The 16,562-nt window shown below is 62.3% G+C and carries 14 protein-coding genes, 1 tRNA gene and 2 pseudogenes; 11 read left to right on the plus strand and 6 right to left on the minus strand.

What is annotated here, in order from left to right:
• Positions 1 to 126: 126 nt before the first annotated feature.
• Positions 127 to 1,359: pseudogene (locus tag L8U60_RS07315) on the minus strand (glutaminase); the annotation flags it as partial.
• A 115-nt stretch (positions 1,360 to 1,474) separates the two neighbouring features.
• On the opposite strand from L8U60_RS07315, the gene L8U60_RS07320 reads away from it, so the two are divergent.
• Positions 1,475 to 2,341: an SDR family oxidoreductase gene (locus L8U60_RS07320; protein WP_269965709.1), complete on the plus strand. Its 867-nt coding sequence runs from the start codon at positions 1,475 to 1,477 to the stop codon at positions 2,339 to 2,341.
• A gap of 19 nt (positions 2,342 to 2,360) precedes the next feature.
• Here the strand turns inward: L8U60_RS07320 and L8U60_RS07325 are convergent, their stop codons facing one another.
• The 3 genes from L8U60_RS07325 to L8U60_RS07335 all read right to left on the minus strand — a co-directional run bounded on the left by L8U60_RS07325 (position 2,361) and on the right by L8U60_RS07335 (position 3,821).
• The gene (locus L8U60_RS07325) at positions 2,361 to 2,933 is read right to left on the minus strand and encodes a carboxymuconolactone decarboxylase family protein (RefSeq protein ID WP_269965710.1); all 573 of its coding nucleotides are present in this window, start codon (positions 2,931 to 2,933) and stop codon (positions 2,361 to 2,363) included.
• Between the two features lie 43 nt (positions 2,934 to 2,976).
• Entirely contained in the window at positions 2,977 to 3,624 is a 648-nt protein-coding gene (locus tag L8U60_RS07330; protein WP_269965711.1) for an MIP/aquaporin family protein, read from the minus strand.
• 113 nt (positions 3,625 to 3,737) lie between these two features.
• Positions 3,738 to 3,821, minus strand: a tRNA-Leu gene (locus L8U60_RS07335).
• Positions 3,822 to 3,975: 154 nt separating this feature from the next.
• Between L8U60_RS07335 and L8U60_RS07340 the strand changes: the two genes are divergently transcribed.
• The 8 genes from L8U60_RS07340 to crgA all read left to right on the plus strand — a co-directional run bounded on the left by L8U60_RS07340 (position 3,976) and on the right by crgA (position 13,068).
• Entirely contained in the window at positions 3,976 to 4,776 is an 801-nt protein-coding gene (locus tag L8U60_RS07340; protein ID WP_269965712.1) for a DUF3662 and FHA domain-containing protein, read from the plus strand.
• 21 nt (positions 4,777 to 4,797) lie between these two features.
• Positions 4,798 to 5,259, plus strand: coding sequence for an FHA domain-containing protein FhaB/FipA (locus tag L8U60_RS07345; RefSeq protein WP_269965713.1), 462 nt, complete (start codon positions 4,798 to 4,800; stop codon positions 5,257 to 5,259).
• Positions 5,256 to 6,593 (plus strand): PP2C family protein-serine/threonine phosphatase, encoded by a 1,338-nt coding sequence (locus L8U60_RS07350; RefSeq protein ID WP_269965714.1) that lies wholly within the window; start codon positions 5,256 to 5,258, stop codon positions 6,591 to 6,593. The genes L8U60_RS07345 and L8U60_RS07350 overlap by 4 nt, the downstream gene beginning before the upstream one ends.
• Positions 6,593 to 7,894: an FtsW/RodA/SpoVE family cell cycle protein gene (locus L8U60_RS07355; RefSeq protein WP_269965715.1), complete on the plus strand. Its 1,302-nt coding sequence runs from the start codon at positions 6,593 to 6,595 to the stop codon at positions 7,892 to 7,894. Before L8U60_RS07350 ends, L8U60_RS07355 begins: the two co-directional genes overlap by 1 nt.
• Positions 7,891 to 9,339, plus strand: coding sequence for a penicillin-binding transpeptidase domain-containing protein (locus tag L8U60_RS07360; protein WP_269965716.1), 1,449 nt, complete (start codon positions 7,891 to 7,893; stop codon positions 9,337 to 9,339). The genes L8U60_RS07355 and L8U60_RS07360 overlap by 4 nt, the downstream gene beginning before the upstream one ends.
• Positions 9,340 to 9,341: 2 nt before the next feature.
• The gene (locus tag L8U60_RS07365) at positions 9,342 to 10,763 is read left to right on the plus strand and encodes a serine/threonine-protein kinase (RefSeq protein ID WP_269965717.1); all 1,422 of its coding nucleotides are present in this window, start codon (positions 9,342 to 9,344) and stop codon (positions 10,761 to 10,763) included.
• Positions 10,764 to 10,777: 14 nt separating this feature from the next.
• Positions 10,778 to 12,724, plus strand: coding sequence for a Stk1 family PASTA domain-containing Ser/Thr kinase (gene pknB / locus L8U60_RS07370; protein ID WP_269965718.1), 1,947 nt, complete (start codon positions 10,778 to 10,780; stop codon positions 12,722 to 12,724).
• 68 nt (positions 12,725 to 12,792) lie between these two features.
• The gene (gene crgA / locus L8U60_RS07375) at positions 12,793 to 13,068 is read left to right on the plus strand and encodes a cell division protein CrgA (protein WP_269965719.1); all 276 of its coding nucleotides are present in this window, start codon (positions 12,793 to 12,795) and stop codon (positions 13,066 to 13,068) included.
• Between the two features lie 494 nt (positions 13,069 to 13,562).
• Here the strand turns inward: crgA and L8U60_RS07380 are convergent, their stop codons facing one another.
• Both L8U60_RS07380 and L8U60_RS07385 read right to left on the minus strand, forming a co-directional pair.
• The gene (locus tag L8U60_RS07380) at positions 13,563 to 14,222 is read right to left on the minus strand and encodes a rhomboid family intramembrane serine protease (protein ID WP_269965720.1); all 660 of its coding nucleotides are present in this window, start codon (positions 14,220 to 14,222) and stop codon (positions 13,563 to 13,565) included.
• Positions 14,223 to 14,744, minus strand: a complete 522-nt coding sequence (locus L8U60_RS07385) for a peptidylprolyl isomerase (protein ID WP_269965721.1) — start codon at positions 14,742 to 14,744, stop codon at positions 14,223 to 14,225. It lies immediately after the preceding gene.
• Between the two features lie 156 nt (positions 14,745 to 14,900).
• On the opposite strand from L8U60_RS07385, the gene L8U60_RS07390 reads away from it, so the two are divergent.
• Positions 14,901 to 15,740 carry a MetQ/NlpA family ABC transporter substrate-binding protein gene (locus tag L8U60_RS07390; protein ID WP_269965722.1) on the plus strand — a complete coding sequence of 280 codons (840 nt, stop codon included), beginning with the start codon at positions 14,901 to 14,903 and terminating at the stop codon, positions 15,738 to 15,740.
• An 8-nt stretch (positions 15,741 to 15,748) separates the two neighbouring features.
• Positions 15,749 to 16,534: pseudogene (locus L8U60_RS07395) on the plus strand (methionine ABC transporter ATP-binding protein); the annotation flags it as partial.
• Between the last annotated feature and the right edge of the window lie 28 nt (positions 16,535 to 16,562).

Here is a 16,562-nt window from a genome sequence, read left to right on the forward strand (position 1 = left end):
CGCCCATTCTTCGTCGGCGCTGTGCCAGACGAGGCGGTCGCCTGATTCTTCCTCGGCGACGTGGAAGTCCACTTCCGGTTCGGCAAGGGCGGTGTAGGCCTCCTCCGGGGTGACGGTGAGCTCGAAGGATTCGGAGACGTCCTGGATGGAGTCCACCTGGGTGCCATCGGAGAATTCATAGTCCGGCATGGCGGCGGCGGGGTCGTAGACGGCGACGTCGAAGCCGTCCTCGCGGAATTGGCGCAGGCCCTCTTTGACCAGGCGGCGGCCGGCGAGGTTGAAGGAGGTGACATGGCGGAAGTCGAGCACCAGATTGTCACCAACGAGCTCGCGTTCCACCAGGTCATAGAGGATATTCTCCGCCGCGGTGAAGTTGATCATGCCCTGCAGCTCCACGATGTTGGTCTCACCCTTGCGGTGCACCGCCCGGATGCCCGGCGCGGAGTAGTAATTGGACGCCATCATGTGCAGGCCCAGCGTGGAGGACATGCGCTGGAAGATTTCGACGCCGCGGACAGAATTGCCTTCGTCATTAAGCCGGGGCGAGAGAGACGCTGCACCGAGCTGGCCCGGCAGAGTACCAATGAGCCCGCCGGCCACACCGGATTTGGCGGGGATGCCCACGGAGCTCATCCAGCGGCCGGAGCCATCATACATCCCGCAGGACGCCATGACGGCCTGGGTCAGGCGGCACGCTTTGGCGCTTAAGACCCGCTCCCCCGTCACGGGCTGCACGCCACCGTTGGCCAAGGTCGCAGCCATCACGGCCAGGTCCCGCACGGTCACCAGGATGGAGCACTGTCGCGTGTAACCTGCCACCGCGTCATGCACATCGCCGGTGATCATGCCGTATTCACGCAGCATGTGGGCCAGCGCCAGGTTACGGTCGGCGGTGCCCAGCTCGCCTTGGTAGATCGACTCATCCACCGACAACTCCCGCCCAGCCAGCCGGGAGAAGACCGAAAGAATAGCCGCATCATCCCCCACCATCTGGTTCACGGCGATGGCGCCGGCGTTGATCATGGGGTTGTCGGGGCGGTTTGTATCGTGATCAAGCGAGAGCTCATTGAAGGCCTCGCCTGAAGGCTCCATCCCGACGCGGCTATGAACTTCCTCTTCCCCGAACTGATCCAACGCGATCGCGTAGACGAAGGGTTTGGAGATGGACTGGATGGTGAATTCATATTCATCATCCCCCACCGAATAAAGGTGCCCGGAGCGCGTGCACACGGCGAGGGCGAGTTTCTCCGGATCGGCGGTGCGCAAACCGTCGATGTAGTCGGCGTTTGCACCATCAGTAATGGGGCGGACCTCGTCGAGGATCGCGGTGAGATAGCTAGGAATCGGGCTGCGCGGCATGCGGCCCAGTCTAAGCCCGTTGGCAAAACCACCAATTTTTGGCGTGCGAGTTCCCTAGGATACGTGGTGCCCCCTTTATTTTGTTTTTGAAACTAAAGCGGCAAAGGAGACCCCTATGAAGAACTCTCACATGGTGGTGGTGACGGGCGCCGCCTCCGGAATTGGTAAGCAACTGGCTATTCAGCTCGCGGAAGAAGGGTGGCAGGTAGCCATCACGGACATCAACGAGGACGGTCTGCAGGAGACCGCCCGCGAGATCGGTGACGCGGTGCTGGACGCGACGGCTCTCGACGTGTCGGATGCGGAGAAGGTGGCTGAGTGGGGGCAGAGGATCGTCGATAAGCATGGCGTGCCGCATTCCGTGTATCACGTCGGCGGAATCTCCATGTGGGGCAGCGTGGCGTCGATGCCGCTTGAGAAGTGGGAGAAGCTTATCGACGTCAACCTCATGGGCACCATCCACGTCATCCGCAACCTTGTCCCCTCGATGATGGACGCCGGCCCGATCACAGGCTCGGCGGCGAAAGAGCTTGGCCCCCGCCGCCTGGTGTGCGTGGCTAGCTCGGCCGGAGTTTTGGGGCTGCCGTGGCATGCGGCGTATTCGGCGTCGAAAGGCGGTGTGCTCTCCATGCTGGAGGTGCTGCGCTTCGACCTCGCGTCCTTCGGCATCAAGGTGCATGCTGTGGCGCCCGGCGCGGTGGATACCGGCCTGGTGCGCACCATCGATATTCACGGCATTGATCAAAACAACCCGCGCGTGCAGAAGGCGAAGAAGCTCTTCCAGGGCCATGCCGTCTCCCCCGCCAAGTGCGCGCAGATCATTCGACGTGGGGTGCGGAAGAACAAGTACCTCATCACCACTGGCGGCGATGTGAAGCTCGGCCGCTGGGCGCAGGTGAACCTGCCATTCCTGTACCGCGGGGCGCTGACCGGCCTGAACCGGGCTTTCCAGTGGGTAGCTAAGGACGCGGCGCTGAAGTAGGCGGTCCGGCCACTCCGGCCTACTTCGGCTCGTCGAGCGGGATGTTCAGCACATCCATGAGGGTGGCCAGCCCGTCATAGTTGGTCACCAGCAGGAGGAGCGCGGTGAGCTCCTTTTCGCTGATGTAGCGCATGAGCTCCGCGTATACCTCGTCGGAGATTTGGCGGTGGCGGATGATGTCATCCGCGGCGGCGAGAAGAGCCCCCCTGCGTCCCGTCAGGCCGTGCTCTGCCTGCTGGACCGCCTCGATATCGGCGGCGGTGAGCCCGGCCTTCTTGCCCAGGCGCTTGTGGTGCTCCAGCTCGTAGTCCGCGCCGCGCAGGGCCGCTACGCGGAGGATGACCAGCTCCGATTCCTTGCGCGAGAGGATGCCAAATGGCATGAGCATGCCCGAGTAGACGAGCCATGGCAGGAAGTTGCGGCGCGCGCGACCGACGGCCGGGAAGAGGTTGAGGGTCTTGCTTCCCTGGACCAGTCCCCCGATACGGTCCGCTAAACGCGCCAACACCGCTACCTCCCCGGGCTTTCCTGGGCCCGGGCGGGTAGCGGTGTTGATGGGAAGCTTCTTCAGTGGGAAGTTAAGTTCAGCCATAGTTTCCTAGGCTAAACTATCCCGCTGCTATGCGAAGCGTTTTTTAGGCGTTGACGTTCTGCTCGTGGTCAGCCGGGCTGAAGACGCGGAAAGCTACAGCGGCGAGAGCTGCACCGATGAGCGGAGCAACGATGTAGAGCCAGATGTTTGCCCAGTCGAAGTTGCCGTTGACGGCGAGGCTGATAGCCACTGCCGGGTTGAAGCCACCACCGGAGATGGAGCCAACAGCGAAAGCACCGGTCATGACGGTCGCGCCGATGGCCAGGCCGTAGAAGGAGTTGCCGTCGGTGTCCTTGGAAGTAGCAACGTTGAGCACGACCCACACCAGGATGAAGGTGAAAACAGTCTCGACAATGAATGCCGGAGCAGTATCAATCTGAGCCGCCGTCGGAGCCTCGGAGAACACACCGCGGGTGATCAGGGCACCCACGACGCCACCCAGGATCTGTGCGACCCAGTAGATGACCATCTCGGTGGCAGACATTGCGCCGCGCAGGAATGCGCCGAGGGACACAGCCGGGTTCAGGTGGCCGCCGGAGATGTGGCCGGTGGAGTACACCAGGACCATCAGAGCGAAGCCGATAGCGATCGGCGCGAAGTCACCAGCGGTGCTCACTGCGGACACGATGGCGAACACGAACAGCAGGGTGGCCAGGAACTCGGTACCGGCCTTGCGGAAGATGTCGTTCATTACACGTCTTTCTCTTCGGGAAAATGAATGTTAGACCCGAAAGATCATAAGGGATACCTGGGAAAAAAGGAATAACCCGCCGGATGCAGGCATCCGACGGGTCATTCTGTTTGTGCCCGGGGGGGGACTTGAACCCCCACGTTCTTGCGAACACTGGCACCTGAAGCCAGCGCGTCTGCCAATTCCGCCACCCGGGCGGGCGACTAAGTAAACATAGCATGCACCCAATGGGAATCACCAAATTGCATGCTTAAAGGCTATTTTCGGCCAGACAGCTAGGTTGTGTGCCCGTGAAACTCTATACTGTCTGTCGAAACTAGCGCGGTTAGCAGCGAGAGGAGGTGTGGGTACATGGCCTTGATGGACCGACTAGCCAAGTTCGATAGCGCCCTGCAGCGTGGTTTGGATAACGGCTTTGCCGCGGTATTCGGTGGTCGTGTTGTTCCGGCTGAGTTGGAAGAGCTACTCAAGCAGGAGGCGCAGGACTGCGTGGTGGCCAATGAGGATGATGATTTGGCGGTGCCGAATGTCTACGCCATCGGCGTGTCCTCGAAGGATCTGGAGAATCTCTCGCGGGATCCGGATTTGCCCACGCACCTTGCTGGCCAGCTCACCCGCTTCATCCGCAACCTGAACTGGGGCCTGTATGGGCCAGTGGTCGTGCGTGTTGCGGAGGAGTCCGGGTTGCGCACGGGTCAGTTGCGCGTGTCTTCCTACATTGATGGGGAGCCGGATGTGGACAGCGGGTTCGACGCGATTGTTGCCGCTGCCCGTCCATCGCGAGCAGCTGAACCAGAACCAACCCCCGAACGAGACCAGGCCCCAAACCAGGAGAGAGCCATGCCCACCCCATCTGTAACACTGCTGCTCCAGGATGGTTCTTCGCGGACGTACCAGGTGCGGGAGGGGTCCACTATTTTGGGCCGCTCCAATGATGCGGATTTCCGCCTGCCGGATACTGGGGTGTCCCGCCAGCATGCGGAGATCATCTGGGATGGCACAACCGCGTTTCTGGTGGACCTGCAGTCCACGAATGGCACGACGGTGAATGATCAGCCGGTGGAAAACTGGGAGCTGGCGGATGGTGATGTGATTACACTCGGCCATTCGACGATCGAGGTGCGCATCGCCGGACCGCGGCAGGGCGTATAGAGCGGAGGTTGCTGGATTCTTATGGATAGTGCTCTCATGCTCGGGGCCCGTTTCGGCCTTTTGATTCTTTTGTGGCTGTTTATCTTCGTTGTGCTCGCAGCGCAGCGCCGGGATATTAGGGCAGCTGAGCTTGGTGTGCGGCGGGCGACGTCGGGGGCGGCGCCGGTGCGGGGGGCGTCGAAACGCGAAAAGGCGCGTGAGGTTGTCGTCGTGGAAGGCCCACTGCAGGGCTCTTACATGGAGGTGGCCAGTTTGGAGGCGCTGACCTTGGGGCGCGCGGACGATAATGATTTTGTGTTGGGGGATGATTTTGCCTCCTCACGCCATGCGCGGCTGTTCCGGCGCGGGTCGGACTGGTTCGTGGAGGACCTGGATTCGCGCAACGGCACCTTTGTGGATGGCTACCGCATTGACCAGCCTGAACGCGTCCAGGTGGGCACTGACATCAAGATGGGGCGCACGATTGTGAGGTTGATGCCATGAGCACTCTCAAGCTGAATTTCGCGGCGGTCTCGGACCGCGGCTTGGTGCGCGGGAACAATGAGGATTCGGCCTACGCCGGCCCGCACTTGCTGATGCTTGCAGACGGCATGGGGGGCCACGCCGCTGGTGAGGTGGCTTCCCAGCTCATGGTTGAGCACATGGAGCACCTTGACCGCGACCCGGCAGATGCGGATGTGCTCGCGCTGCTCGGTGCGGCGGCGGAGGATGCGAATGCTTCGATTCAGGCGTCCATCGCCGAGAACCCGGAGCAGGATGGCATGGGCACAACCCTGACGGCGCTCATGTTCAACGGCACCGAGTTCGGCCTCATTCACGTGGGTGATTCGCGCGGTTACCGTCTGCGTGACGGTGAGTTGACGCAGATCACGGTGGATGACACCTTCGTGCAGTCCCTCGTTGATCAGGGCAAGCTACAGGCGGAAGATGTGTCCTCGCACCCGCAGAAGTCCCTCATTTTGAAGGCGTACACGGGCCGTCCGGTGGAGCCGTACCTTGAGCTCTTGGACGCACAACCGGGTGACCGGTACTTGCTGTGCTCTGATGGCCTGTCGGACCCGGTGACGCATGAGACGATCGAGTCCACGCTGGGCACGGGCACGCCGGAGGAGGCTGCGCAGCGCCTCATTGAGCTCGCCCTGCGTTCGGGTGGGCCGGATAATGTCACGGTTGTCATCGCTGACGTCGTGGACGCGGAGGCAGATGATTGCCCAGAGTTGCCACAAAAATCGGCGCTCGCTGGGGCTTTAGTGCTTAACGACGAATCGTCTCACCCCAACACCGCCGCCGGCCGCGCCGCCAAGTTGGTGCGCACCCAGAACCGGACGCAGACCTCGGGCGGGGCAAAGGAGACGGATACTCCGGCTGCTGACGATGAGGAGGATCATCCTCGGCGCTTCCCTTGGGCAGCCCTGATTCTTGTGCTCGCCGTCATTGCGGCGGGTGTCGTGGGTGCGTGGTGGTTGGACCGCGAGAGTTCCAATACGTACGCCATCACCGTCAATGATGCGGATGAGTTTGTCATTGAGCAGGGCTTCAACACCAGCATTCTGGGTAAGTCTTTGCATAAGCCGGTGCAGCAGATCTGCATCAACACTGACAACCAGATCACCGTTGTGGATGCGAACAAGGTGCCGAATGACTGCCAGGTCTTCGGTCTTGCCGATCTGCCGGATTCCACGGCTAAGCGGGTACACAACCTGGGTAGCGGCTCCTACGCTGAGATTTCTGATCAGGTGAACCGCCTGGCAGAAGAAGCGTTGCCGGCGTGCGTGGATAAGGCGGACTCTCCGCAGAAGTGCCGGGAGGTGTCCTAGTGCGCCAACTGTTTTCACGCGGACGCGAGCTCCTGCTGCTGGTGCTGTCAGCGGCGTTGCTGTTGCTCATGCTCGTGGGCTTGGAGCTTTCCCAAGGCAACGCCTTGACGGTGGAAATGCTGTGGCTCGTGGGCGGCTTCATCGGCGTGTACGCGATTGCGCATGTGGCCATGTGCTTCGCTGCCCCGCACGCGGACCAGGTGCTGCTGCCCATGGCGGCCACGCTCAACGCCATTGGTTTGGTGATGATCTACCGCCTGGACATTGCGAAGGGCTGGCACCTGGCCGAACGCCAGGTCATTTGGACTTTGGTGGGCGTGCTGTTCTTGGTGGCCACGCTCCTTGTCGTGCGTGATCACCGGGAGCTCAGCCGTTTCTCCTACCTGCTGGGTCTGCTGGGTCTGGTGCTGTTGGCACTGCCGTTGGTGTGGCCACAGCCGCCGGATGCGGAGGCCCGCATTTGGATCTGGCTCGGCCCATTTTCCATCCAGCCGGGTGAGTTTTCCAAGATCTTGCTCTTGATCTTTTTCGCCCAACTCCTGGCCCAAAAACGTTCGCTGTTCACGGTGGCGGGCTACACCCTGTGGGGCATGACGTTCCCACGTCTGCGCGACCTAGCGCCGATTCTTATGGTGTGGGCGATTGCCATCCTCATCATGGCGGTGTCCAATGACTTCGGTCCGGCGCTGCTGCTCTTCGCCACCGTGCTGGGCATGGTGTACTTCGCTACCGGCCGCACGAGCTGGCTGGTCATCGGCATGGGTCTGGTGGCTATTGGTGGCTTTGCGGTGTACCAGATCTCGGACAAGATCCAGGATCGTGTGGAGAATTTCCTCGACCCTATCGCCAACATCGACAACACCGGCTACCAGGCATCACAGGCTCTGTTCGGTTTGAGCTGGGGTGGCGTGACGGGCACTGGCCTGGGCTTTGGTCACCCGGAGATGGTGCCAGTGGCGCATTCGGATTACATCCTCGCTGCGATTGGGGAGGAGCTCGGTTTGGCTGGTCTGGCCGCCGTGCTGGTGATCTTTGCCATCTTCATCACCCGCGGTTTCCGCACTGCACTGGCGGTGCGCGACACCTACGGCAAGCTCGTTGCTTCGGGCCTTGCGCTCACCATCGCGGTACAGGTTTTCGTGGTCACCGGTGGTGTCTCGGGGCTCATGCCCATGACGGGTCTGACCACGCCGTTCATTTCCGCGGGTGGTTCGGCAGTGATGGCCAACTACATTCTGTTGGGCTTGCTGCTGCGCATTTCCAATAACGCGAATAGGCCGGCTGAGGAGGTGGCGCAGTGAATTCGTCGATACGCATTGGCGCGATTGGTTCCCTTGTACTCACGGTGATTTTGCTGATCAACCTGTCGTGGGTGCAGGTCTTCCACGAGGATGAGTACGCGCGTCATCCGCGCAACTCGCGCAACTACATCGAAGCCAAGCAGATTGAGCGTGGTCAGATCAGTGCGGGTGGGCAGGTTTTGGCCCAGTCGCTTGTCGACGATCAGGGGTTCTACCAGCGCTCCTACCCCAACATGCCGTTCTCCTTTGCCCCGGTGGTGGGCTATTTGTCCGACCGCTATGGTGTTGCCGGCCTGGAGGCGGGCTTCAACGCGGACCTCAATGGTGAGACGCGCGCGACGGGCAGCCGTTTCCTGCGCACCACGGAGAAGCGCGTGGGTGATTCCCTCGAGCTGACCCTGGACCCGCAGACCCAAGCAGCCGCCTATGAGCAGCTAGAAAGCCGCGGCTACGAGGGTGCTGTTGTGGCGCTTCGCCCATCGACGGGTGAGGTGTTGGCCATGGCCTCCAACCCCTCCTACGACCCGAATGCGGTGGCTAACCCGGACGGCGCGGCCGCGGAGGCTGCGTGGGAGTCCATCACCTCGAATCCGGGGAACCCGCTGCTCAACCATGCTTCGCAGGAGCAGTTGCCACCAGGTTCGATTTTCAAGATCATCACCACGGCTGCTGGTCTGCAGAATGGCTACACCCCGGATTCCCCGCTGACCGCTGATTCTTCAATCACGCTGCCGGGCACGGAAGTGCAGCTGACCAACTACGGCGGCCAAACCTGTGGCGGCGGCGGGAGTGCCTCCTTGCGCCAGGCCTTCACGCTGTCCTGCAACACCGCGTTTGTGCAGATGGCAACGGAGCTTGGGGACGGCCCCATGCGCGACGCCGCCACCGCCTTCGGCGTCGGCGCCCAGTACGACCTCGGCCTGCCCAACGCAGCCGGTTCCCTGGGTGAGCTGGAAGACCTCGCCGCCGTGGGTATGAGTGCCATTGGTCAGCGCGATGTCACCATGACCGCGCTGCAGGCTGCCGTGATGGCTGCCACCGTGGCTAATGAGGGCCGCCGCATGGAACCGCAGGTGGTGTCCCGCGTCGTCGGCCCGAACATGAAAACCCTGCGCGAGTTCCGTCCGCGCCAGGCTGCTGAGGCCATCACCCCTGATGTGGCAGAGCAGCTGACGGAACTGATGCGCAGCTCTGAGCGCAACACCTACGGCTACAACGGCAACAACTACGCCTCCAAGACCGGCACCGCCGAGCACGGTGAAGGCCTGGCACCGCACACGTGGTACGTGGCGTTTGATCCGGATAAGGATGTGGCAGTGGCTGTCGTCGTGAAGAATGGCGGCGGTTTGGGTGAAGGCGCAACTGGCGGACAAGTCTCCGCACCCATCGGCCGCACCGTCTTGTCCACCGCCCCCCGCGCGGGTGAGGAGCAGGGAGGAAACTAACCATGAACACTGACAACCGCGAAGAACTCCAAAGGATCATCGGCACCGACTACAAACTGCAGTGGGTGATCGGCCACGGCGGCATGTCCACCGTCTGGCTTGCAGACGACCCGGACCATGACCGCGAGGTTGCCATCAAGGTCCTCCGCCCAGAATTCTCCGCCAACGAAGAATTCCTCACCCGCTTCCGCAATGAGGCCCACGCCGCGGAAGGCATCAACTCTGAAAACGTCGTGGCCACCTACGACTACCGTGAGGTCCCCTCCGGTGAGGGCTACGACATGTGCTTCATCGTCATGGAGTACATCCGCGGCGAATCTGTCGCCGACCTCATCCACCGCGAAGGCTACCTGGAAGAATCCGTCGCCCTCGACATCCTCGAGCAAGCCGCCCACGGCCTGTCCGTCATCCACGAGATGGGCCTGGTCCACCGCGACATCAAGCCGGGCAACCTCATGCTCACCCAAAACGGCAAGGTGAAAATCACCGACTTCGGCATTGCTAAAGCCGCCTCCGCCGTCCCGCTCACCCGCACCGGCATGGTGGTGGGCACCGCCCAGTACGTCTCCCCGGAGCAGGCCCAAGGCCAGCCGGTGGATGCTGCCACGGACGTGTACTCGCTCGGTGTCGTGGGCTATGAGTTGTTGTCGGGGAAGAGGCCGTTTACGGGGGATTCGTCGGTAAGCATTGCTCTGGCGCACGTGTCCAACAACCCGCCACCGCTGTCGACGGGCATTAGCGCGCCGACGCGTGAGCTGATCTCGATTGCTCTGCGCAAGGACCCGGCCACCCGTTTTGCGGACGGCACCGAATTCCAGCACGCGATCGCCGACGCGCGTGCTGGCCGCCGCCCGACGAAGACCTTTACCGCCGCAGCCCCCGCCCCCGCACCACAGCCGGGGCCATCCACCGCGGAGCTCGCTTCAGTGGCGCATGTGACAACGCATGCGCCGGCGGTTGCACCCGCACAGTCGCCGGCTTCAGCTCCGGCTCCGGCTCCGGCGAAAAAGTCCGGCGGTTTTGGCACCGGCGTGCTCATCGCGCTGTTCACCCTCGTGGCCGCACTCGGTGCAGTGTGGGCCTACACGTCTGGTGCCTTGGATGGCCTGCTGGGCGACGAGCCGACCAGCTCCAGCACCACACCCACCAGCGAAACGGTGACGGAAACGACGAAGTACACCACCATCACCGAGCAGCCCACCAGCGCGCGCCACGAGCCGACAACCCGGTCCGAGCCATCGACGCTGTACAACACCCCTGAATCGGAGACCACCCGCGCTCCTGAGGATGGGCGCCAGGCGCCGCCGCACCACCAGCCGACGCATACTTCCGAGCCGGCCGTCCCGAGCCAGCCCAACAACCCCACCCCCGCCCCAAACCCAATTCCGGACTTCAATGACGTCCCTGGTCTGCCGGACCTGTAATTTAAAGGAGCATCATGACTCTTATTGGTGAGCGTTACCAGCTGGGTAACTCCATTGGCACCGGTGGCATGTCCAACGTCTACGTGGCCACCGATACCCTCCTTGGGCGCGAAGTCGCCGTGAAGATGCTCAAGGTGGACATGGCCCGCGACGAAAACTTCCGCGAGCGCTTCCGCCGGGAGGCACAGAACTCTGCACGCCTGAACCACCCCAACATCGTGGCGGTGTACGACACGGGTGAGACGGACGTGGATGGTGTGTCTGTTCCCTACATCGTCATGGAGCGCGTCAAGGGGCGTGACCTGCGCGCCATCGTCCGCGAGGACGGACCGCTCACCCCGGAGGACGCCGCCAATCTGCTGCTGCCCGTCACACACGCGCTGCAGGCCAGCCACGATGCCGGCATCATTCACCGCGATGTGAAGCCCGCCAACATCATGGTCACCGCCACCGGTGAGGTGAAGGTGATGGACTTCGGCATCGCCCGCGCGCTGGATGATTCCACGGCAGCGATGACGCAGACCTCCGCCGTCATTGGCACCGCGCAGTACCTCTCCCCCGAGCAGGCACGCGGCCGCAACGCGGATGCGCGCAGTGACATCTACGCCCTTGGCTGCGTGATGTACGAAGCCGTGACCGGCACCCCGCCCTTTGAGGGCGAGACCCCGTTCGCGGTGGCCTACCAGCATGTTCAGGAGGAGCCGGAGGCGCCGAGCACCCGCATCCCCAATCTGTCTGAGACAGAAGCGGTGAACGTTGACGCTGTCATCCTCACCGCCATGGCCAAGCACCCGGCGGATAGGTACCAGACCGCCGCCGAGATGAGCCAGGACCTCGAGCTGCTGCGCCGCGGTGCGGTGACGGAGGCTGCCCGCAACCACGTCGCGCACCCGGAGGAGCCGGAGTACGAGTACGAATACGAATACGAGTACGTCGACGACGCGACGGAGGCCGAAGACGTTCCACCGTCGCGCTACCTCCAGCACCGCCGTGACCAGGACAACTCGTCCAACCAGGGCATGAAGGTGCTGGCTCTGCTGCTCGCCGCGGTCATCGCGTTGGGTGGTGGCGCGTTTGCCATCAATAAGGTTCGCGGGGTTGTCGGGCAGTCGAGTGAGACGGTGACGGTGCCGAGTGTCGTCGGCAAGCCTCGCGAAGAAGCTGTCTCCCAGCTTGAGGAACTTGGCCTGCAGGTCACGGTCAATGAGGCCCCGCACCCGGATGTGCCGCGCGGCGATGTCCTGTCCATCAACCCGACCGAGGGCTCGCAGCTGCAGCGTGGCGCGAATGTCACCCTGACCGTCTCCTCTGGCCGCGAGATCACGGACGTGCCGGACCTCACGGACCTCACGCCGCAAGAAGCAGCCGCTGAGCTGGAAAAAGCAGGGCTCAAGCTTAACGACGACCTCCAGCGCGACACCTCCGACACCATCGAAGACGGCAAGATCATGTCCCAAAACCCGGCTGGCGGGACCCAGATTGCCAAGGGTTCGAAGGTCTCCGTCACGGTGTCTACCGGCAAGGAGAAGGTCAAGGTTCCGGCAATGCGCGGTATGGACATCGCGCAGGTGGAAAGCACCTTTGAGTCGCTGGGGCTGAAGACAACGCGCGTGGACGTGGACTCTTCCCGCCCCGAGGGTGAGGTCCTGGCCATCGCCGGCGAAGGCACCGAGGTCGAGCGTGAAACCACGATCGAGCTGCGCGTATCCAATGGTCAGATGGTGAAGTTGCCGGACTTGGCGGGGAACACCCGCGAACAAGCCCAGCAGATCCTGCGTGACATGGGTTGGAACGGCCGCCTAGTCACCGGCAACCTGCTGGACACCGCGAACCCGACGGATCACGCCACCATCGCTGGGCACCGCCCGGGCCCGAATGCCGAGGTCCGCAAGGACGGCGACATCACCGTGGATCTGTGGCGCAACCCCGTCGTCGAAGGCGTCCAGGGACTGCTGCAGTAACAACAGTGGTGCCCGCGGTGGTAGAGTCACACAACAGTTGCAGGTAGAAGTAAAGGACATTCCGCGTCATGCCTAAGGCAAAGGTCACTAAGGACACCGTCAGCACCCCGCTGACCACCTCCACCGGTGCTAACCGCACCCCGGTGAAGATCAACACCGGCGGCACGCCCGTCTGGTACAAGGTCCTGATGTTCGGGTTCATGATCATTGGTCTGCTGTGGATGATCGTGAACTACCTCGCCGGCCCGTCCATCCCGCTCATGAACGAGCTGGGCCCATGGAACTACCTGATCGGCTTCGGTGGCCTGATCATCGGTCTGCTCATGACCATGGGGTGGCGTTAAGCCCCTCCCCCCCCCCTGCTTTTCAGCCAGCGCTCCCACTGCTGTGGGGGCGCTGTTTTTTGTGGATAAAGTGCCGGTCCAGGGGGCGAGGGTGGCCCTTGGTCGCTTTCTTTCGCTGGGTGTGTGTAAAAAATGACAGCGCGAAAAATCGGCTTGGGTAAAAGGCCTGGTAGCGAATTTCTATCGTTTGCTAGTTTCCGGTGCAATGTAAAATTTTACACAGATGTACGCCGAGACGAGCACCCAGGTGCCAGCCACGCTTGCCGTCACTTAACCTGTTATCCACAGTTCACAGGTGCTGAATCTATCCACATTATGGGGCGTGGAATGTCCACAACCACCCTCCCCCACTGTGAAAAGCACTGGTCAGGCGTGAGAATTTCCGCGTCACCTTCTCTCCACAGGCTGTGGGATGTGGGACGGATGTGAACTATCCACAGGTTTGTCCACAGCTTGTGGATAACCCACCTGTGAGGTCGTGTGGACTCCTGTGCTTAACCCACCACTGGCACCATCAGAGGCACCATCACTGCAGCGACTGCCAGCACCAATCCACCTACCGCGCCGGCCCACCGGGTGCGTTCATTGGGGGACGTGAGCGGTCCCGCCATGAGCGCCCCCACTGCCAGCCCGCCGAGGTGCCCCCACAAGCTCACGCCGGGACTCAACAGGGTGAAGGCGACGTTGCCCAACACCAGCACGAGTGGCGCTCTCAAGTCCGCGCGACTCCGCGCGGCAATGCCCACCAGCACAGCCATGAGCATGTACAACGCCCCCGAAGCACCGGCGGTGGGCTGGTCCCAGGCGAAGGTGAGCACAGCCGCGGACCCACCGAGCACGCCAGCCAGATAGGCCACCACGTAGGGGCCGGTGCCCACGGCGCGTTCCACCACGGCACCAATGATCACCAGCGTGATCAGGTTGATGGTCAGGTGGGAGATGTCCACGTGCAGGAACCCCGAGGTCAGTGCGCGGAGAAATCCCCAATCCGTGGCGGTGACGCCCGGGCCCCACAGCACGAAGCGAGAGCCAAGGCCAGACCCCCAGATGACATCGGAGACAGACCGGGACGACAGGGAGGTCAACAGGAAAACCCCCGCACACAACAGCGCGATGACTGTTGTGGCGGGGGCGCCGTAAAGAAGTTTCTTCACTTACTCGACGGTCACAGAATTGATCACCACGTCCTCGACCGGGCGGTCCATGCGGCCGGTCTGCACGTTTGCCAGCTCGTCGACAACCTTGCGGGAAGCCTCATCGGTGACCTCACCGAAGATGGTGTGGCGGTTGTTCAGCCACGGGGTGGCGTCCACGGTGATGAAGAACTGGGAGCCGTTCGTGCCCGGGCCAGCATTAGCCATGGCGAGCAGGTACGGGCGGTCGAACTGGAGCTCCGGGTGGAACTCGTCAGAGAACTGGAAGCCCGGGCCGCCGGTGCCGGTGCCGGTCGGGTCACCGCCCTGGATCATGAACCCAGGGATGATGCGGTGGAAGATAGAGCCGTCGTAGAACGGGCCCTCGTTGGTGCCGGAGGCGTTCTTGGTGGTGTACTCCTGGGTGCCCTTGGCCAGGCCGGTGATGATTTCCACGGTGTTCGGCGCGTGGTTGCCAAACAGGTCAACCTTGATGTCGCCATGGTTGGTGTGGAACGTCAGTGTCTGAGTCTTCTGTGTCATGGGCACCAGGGTACGCGATTGTGCTGCCCCGCTACGGATCCAACCCAAGCGGAATTCATGCAGACAGCTCTGTCTTGCTTTTATATACCGTGCGGTTTAGGGTTGGTGCCTACCCATAAATAAACCTATTAATTCATGTGGAAGGACCTTTCACCCATGTTCAAAAAGATTGCCGCCGTCACAGCAGCTGCCGCACTGTCCCTCGGCCTCGTCGCATGCGGCTCCGATGACACCGCGATCGACGCTGCTGGCACCGGCGATACCAAGACCATCCGCGTGGCCACCTCCCCTGGCCCGTACTCCGAGCTTTTCCAGGAGGGCGTCGCCCCGATCCTGGAGAAGGACGGTTACACCCTCGAATACACCAACTTCACCGACCTCACCCAGGCTGATACCGCGCTGGCTGAAGGCTCCGCTGACCTCAACGTTGAGCAGCACACCGCATGGATGAACGTGTTTAACAAGGAAAAGGGCGGCAACCTCGTCTCCATCACGGAGGTCCCCACCGTCCCGGCGGGCCTGTACTCCGAGAAGCACGAGAAGCTCGAGGATGTCGCTGACGGCCAGTCCGTGGGCATCCCGCTCGACGGCTCCAACAAGTCGCGCGCGATCCATGTGCTTGTCGACGCCGGCTGGATCACCCTCCGCGACGACGCCGACGAAGCCCTGCTGTCCGAGGCAGATATCGACGAAAACCCGCACAACCTGGACATCAAGCCGATGGATTCCGCGAACCTCTCCCGCTCCTTGCCGGACCTGGATTGGGCAGTGATCCCGGGCTCCATGAGCTACTCCGCTGGCTTGGACCCGAACCTGCAGCGCTTCCAGGAGAACCTGCGCCCAGAGCTCATCCTCGTGGCCGTGACCACCGAAGGTAAGCAGGACACCCCGTGGGCCAAGGCTGTGAGCGAGGCATACCGTTCCGAGGAGTTCAAGGAGTACTTCGACTCCCAGAACACGAACAACTACTGGTTCCTCCCAGATTCTCTGAAGTAATGGAACCAATGCCTGAAGCTGTCATCTTCGACCACGTCTCCAAAACATTCGAGACCCGCAGCGGTTCCTTCACTGCCCTCGACGACATCACGTTTACGGTGCCCAAAGGCACCGTGAGCGGTGTCGTGGGCACATCCGGTGCCGGTAAGTCCACGCTCATCCGCATGGTCAATGGGCTGGAAACCCCGACCTCCGGTTCCGTTACGGTCTTCGACCGCGACCCAGCCACGCTCAGCAACGCTGACCTGCGGGAGCTGCGCCGTGACGTGGGCATGGTCTTCCAAAGCAGCAATCTTTTGGAAACCAAGACGGTGGCGGAGAATGTGGCAACACCGTTGAGGTTGCTGAAGGCGTCGAAAAGCGACATTGCACGCCGCACCGCAGACGTGCTGGAGATGGTCGGCCTGGCTGACCGCGCGGACCATAAACCGCGCCAACTTTCAGGCGGGCAGCGACAGCGCGTGGGCATCGCTCGTGCGCTGATCACGGACCCAACCGTGCTGCTTTGCGACGAACCCACCTCCGCCCTCGACCCCATCACCACCAACCAGATCCTCGATTTGCTGAGCAACATCAATAAGGAACTGGGCGTGACCATCCTCATCATCACCCACCAAATCGACGTCATTGCGCGTCTGGCTGATGATGTGGCCGTGCTGTCGGAAGGCCGCCTCGTCGAATCCGGCCCGGTAGCCAGCGTCTTTGCCGACCCGCAGCATGAACTCACGCGGAAATTCGTGGACACCGTCATCCCACCCGCACTTGATCCCGCCGCGCGTGAATCGCTCGCGCGCGCCCTGGTGAAGAACTACGAGGTGTAAC

It is taken from the genome of Corynebacterium meitnerae (assembly GCF_027570075.1).
GTDB lineage: Bacteria > Actinomycetota > Actinomycetes > Mycobacteriales > Mycobacteriaceae > Corynebacterium > Corynebacterium meitnerae.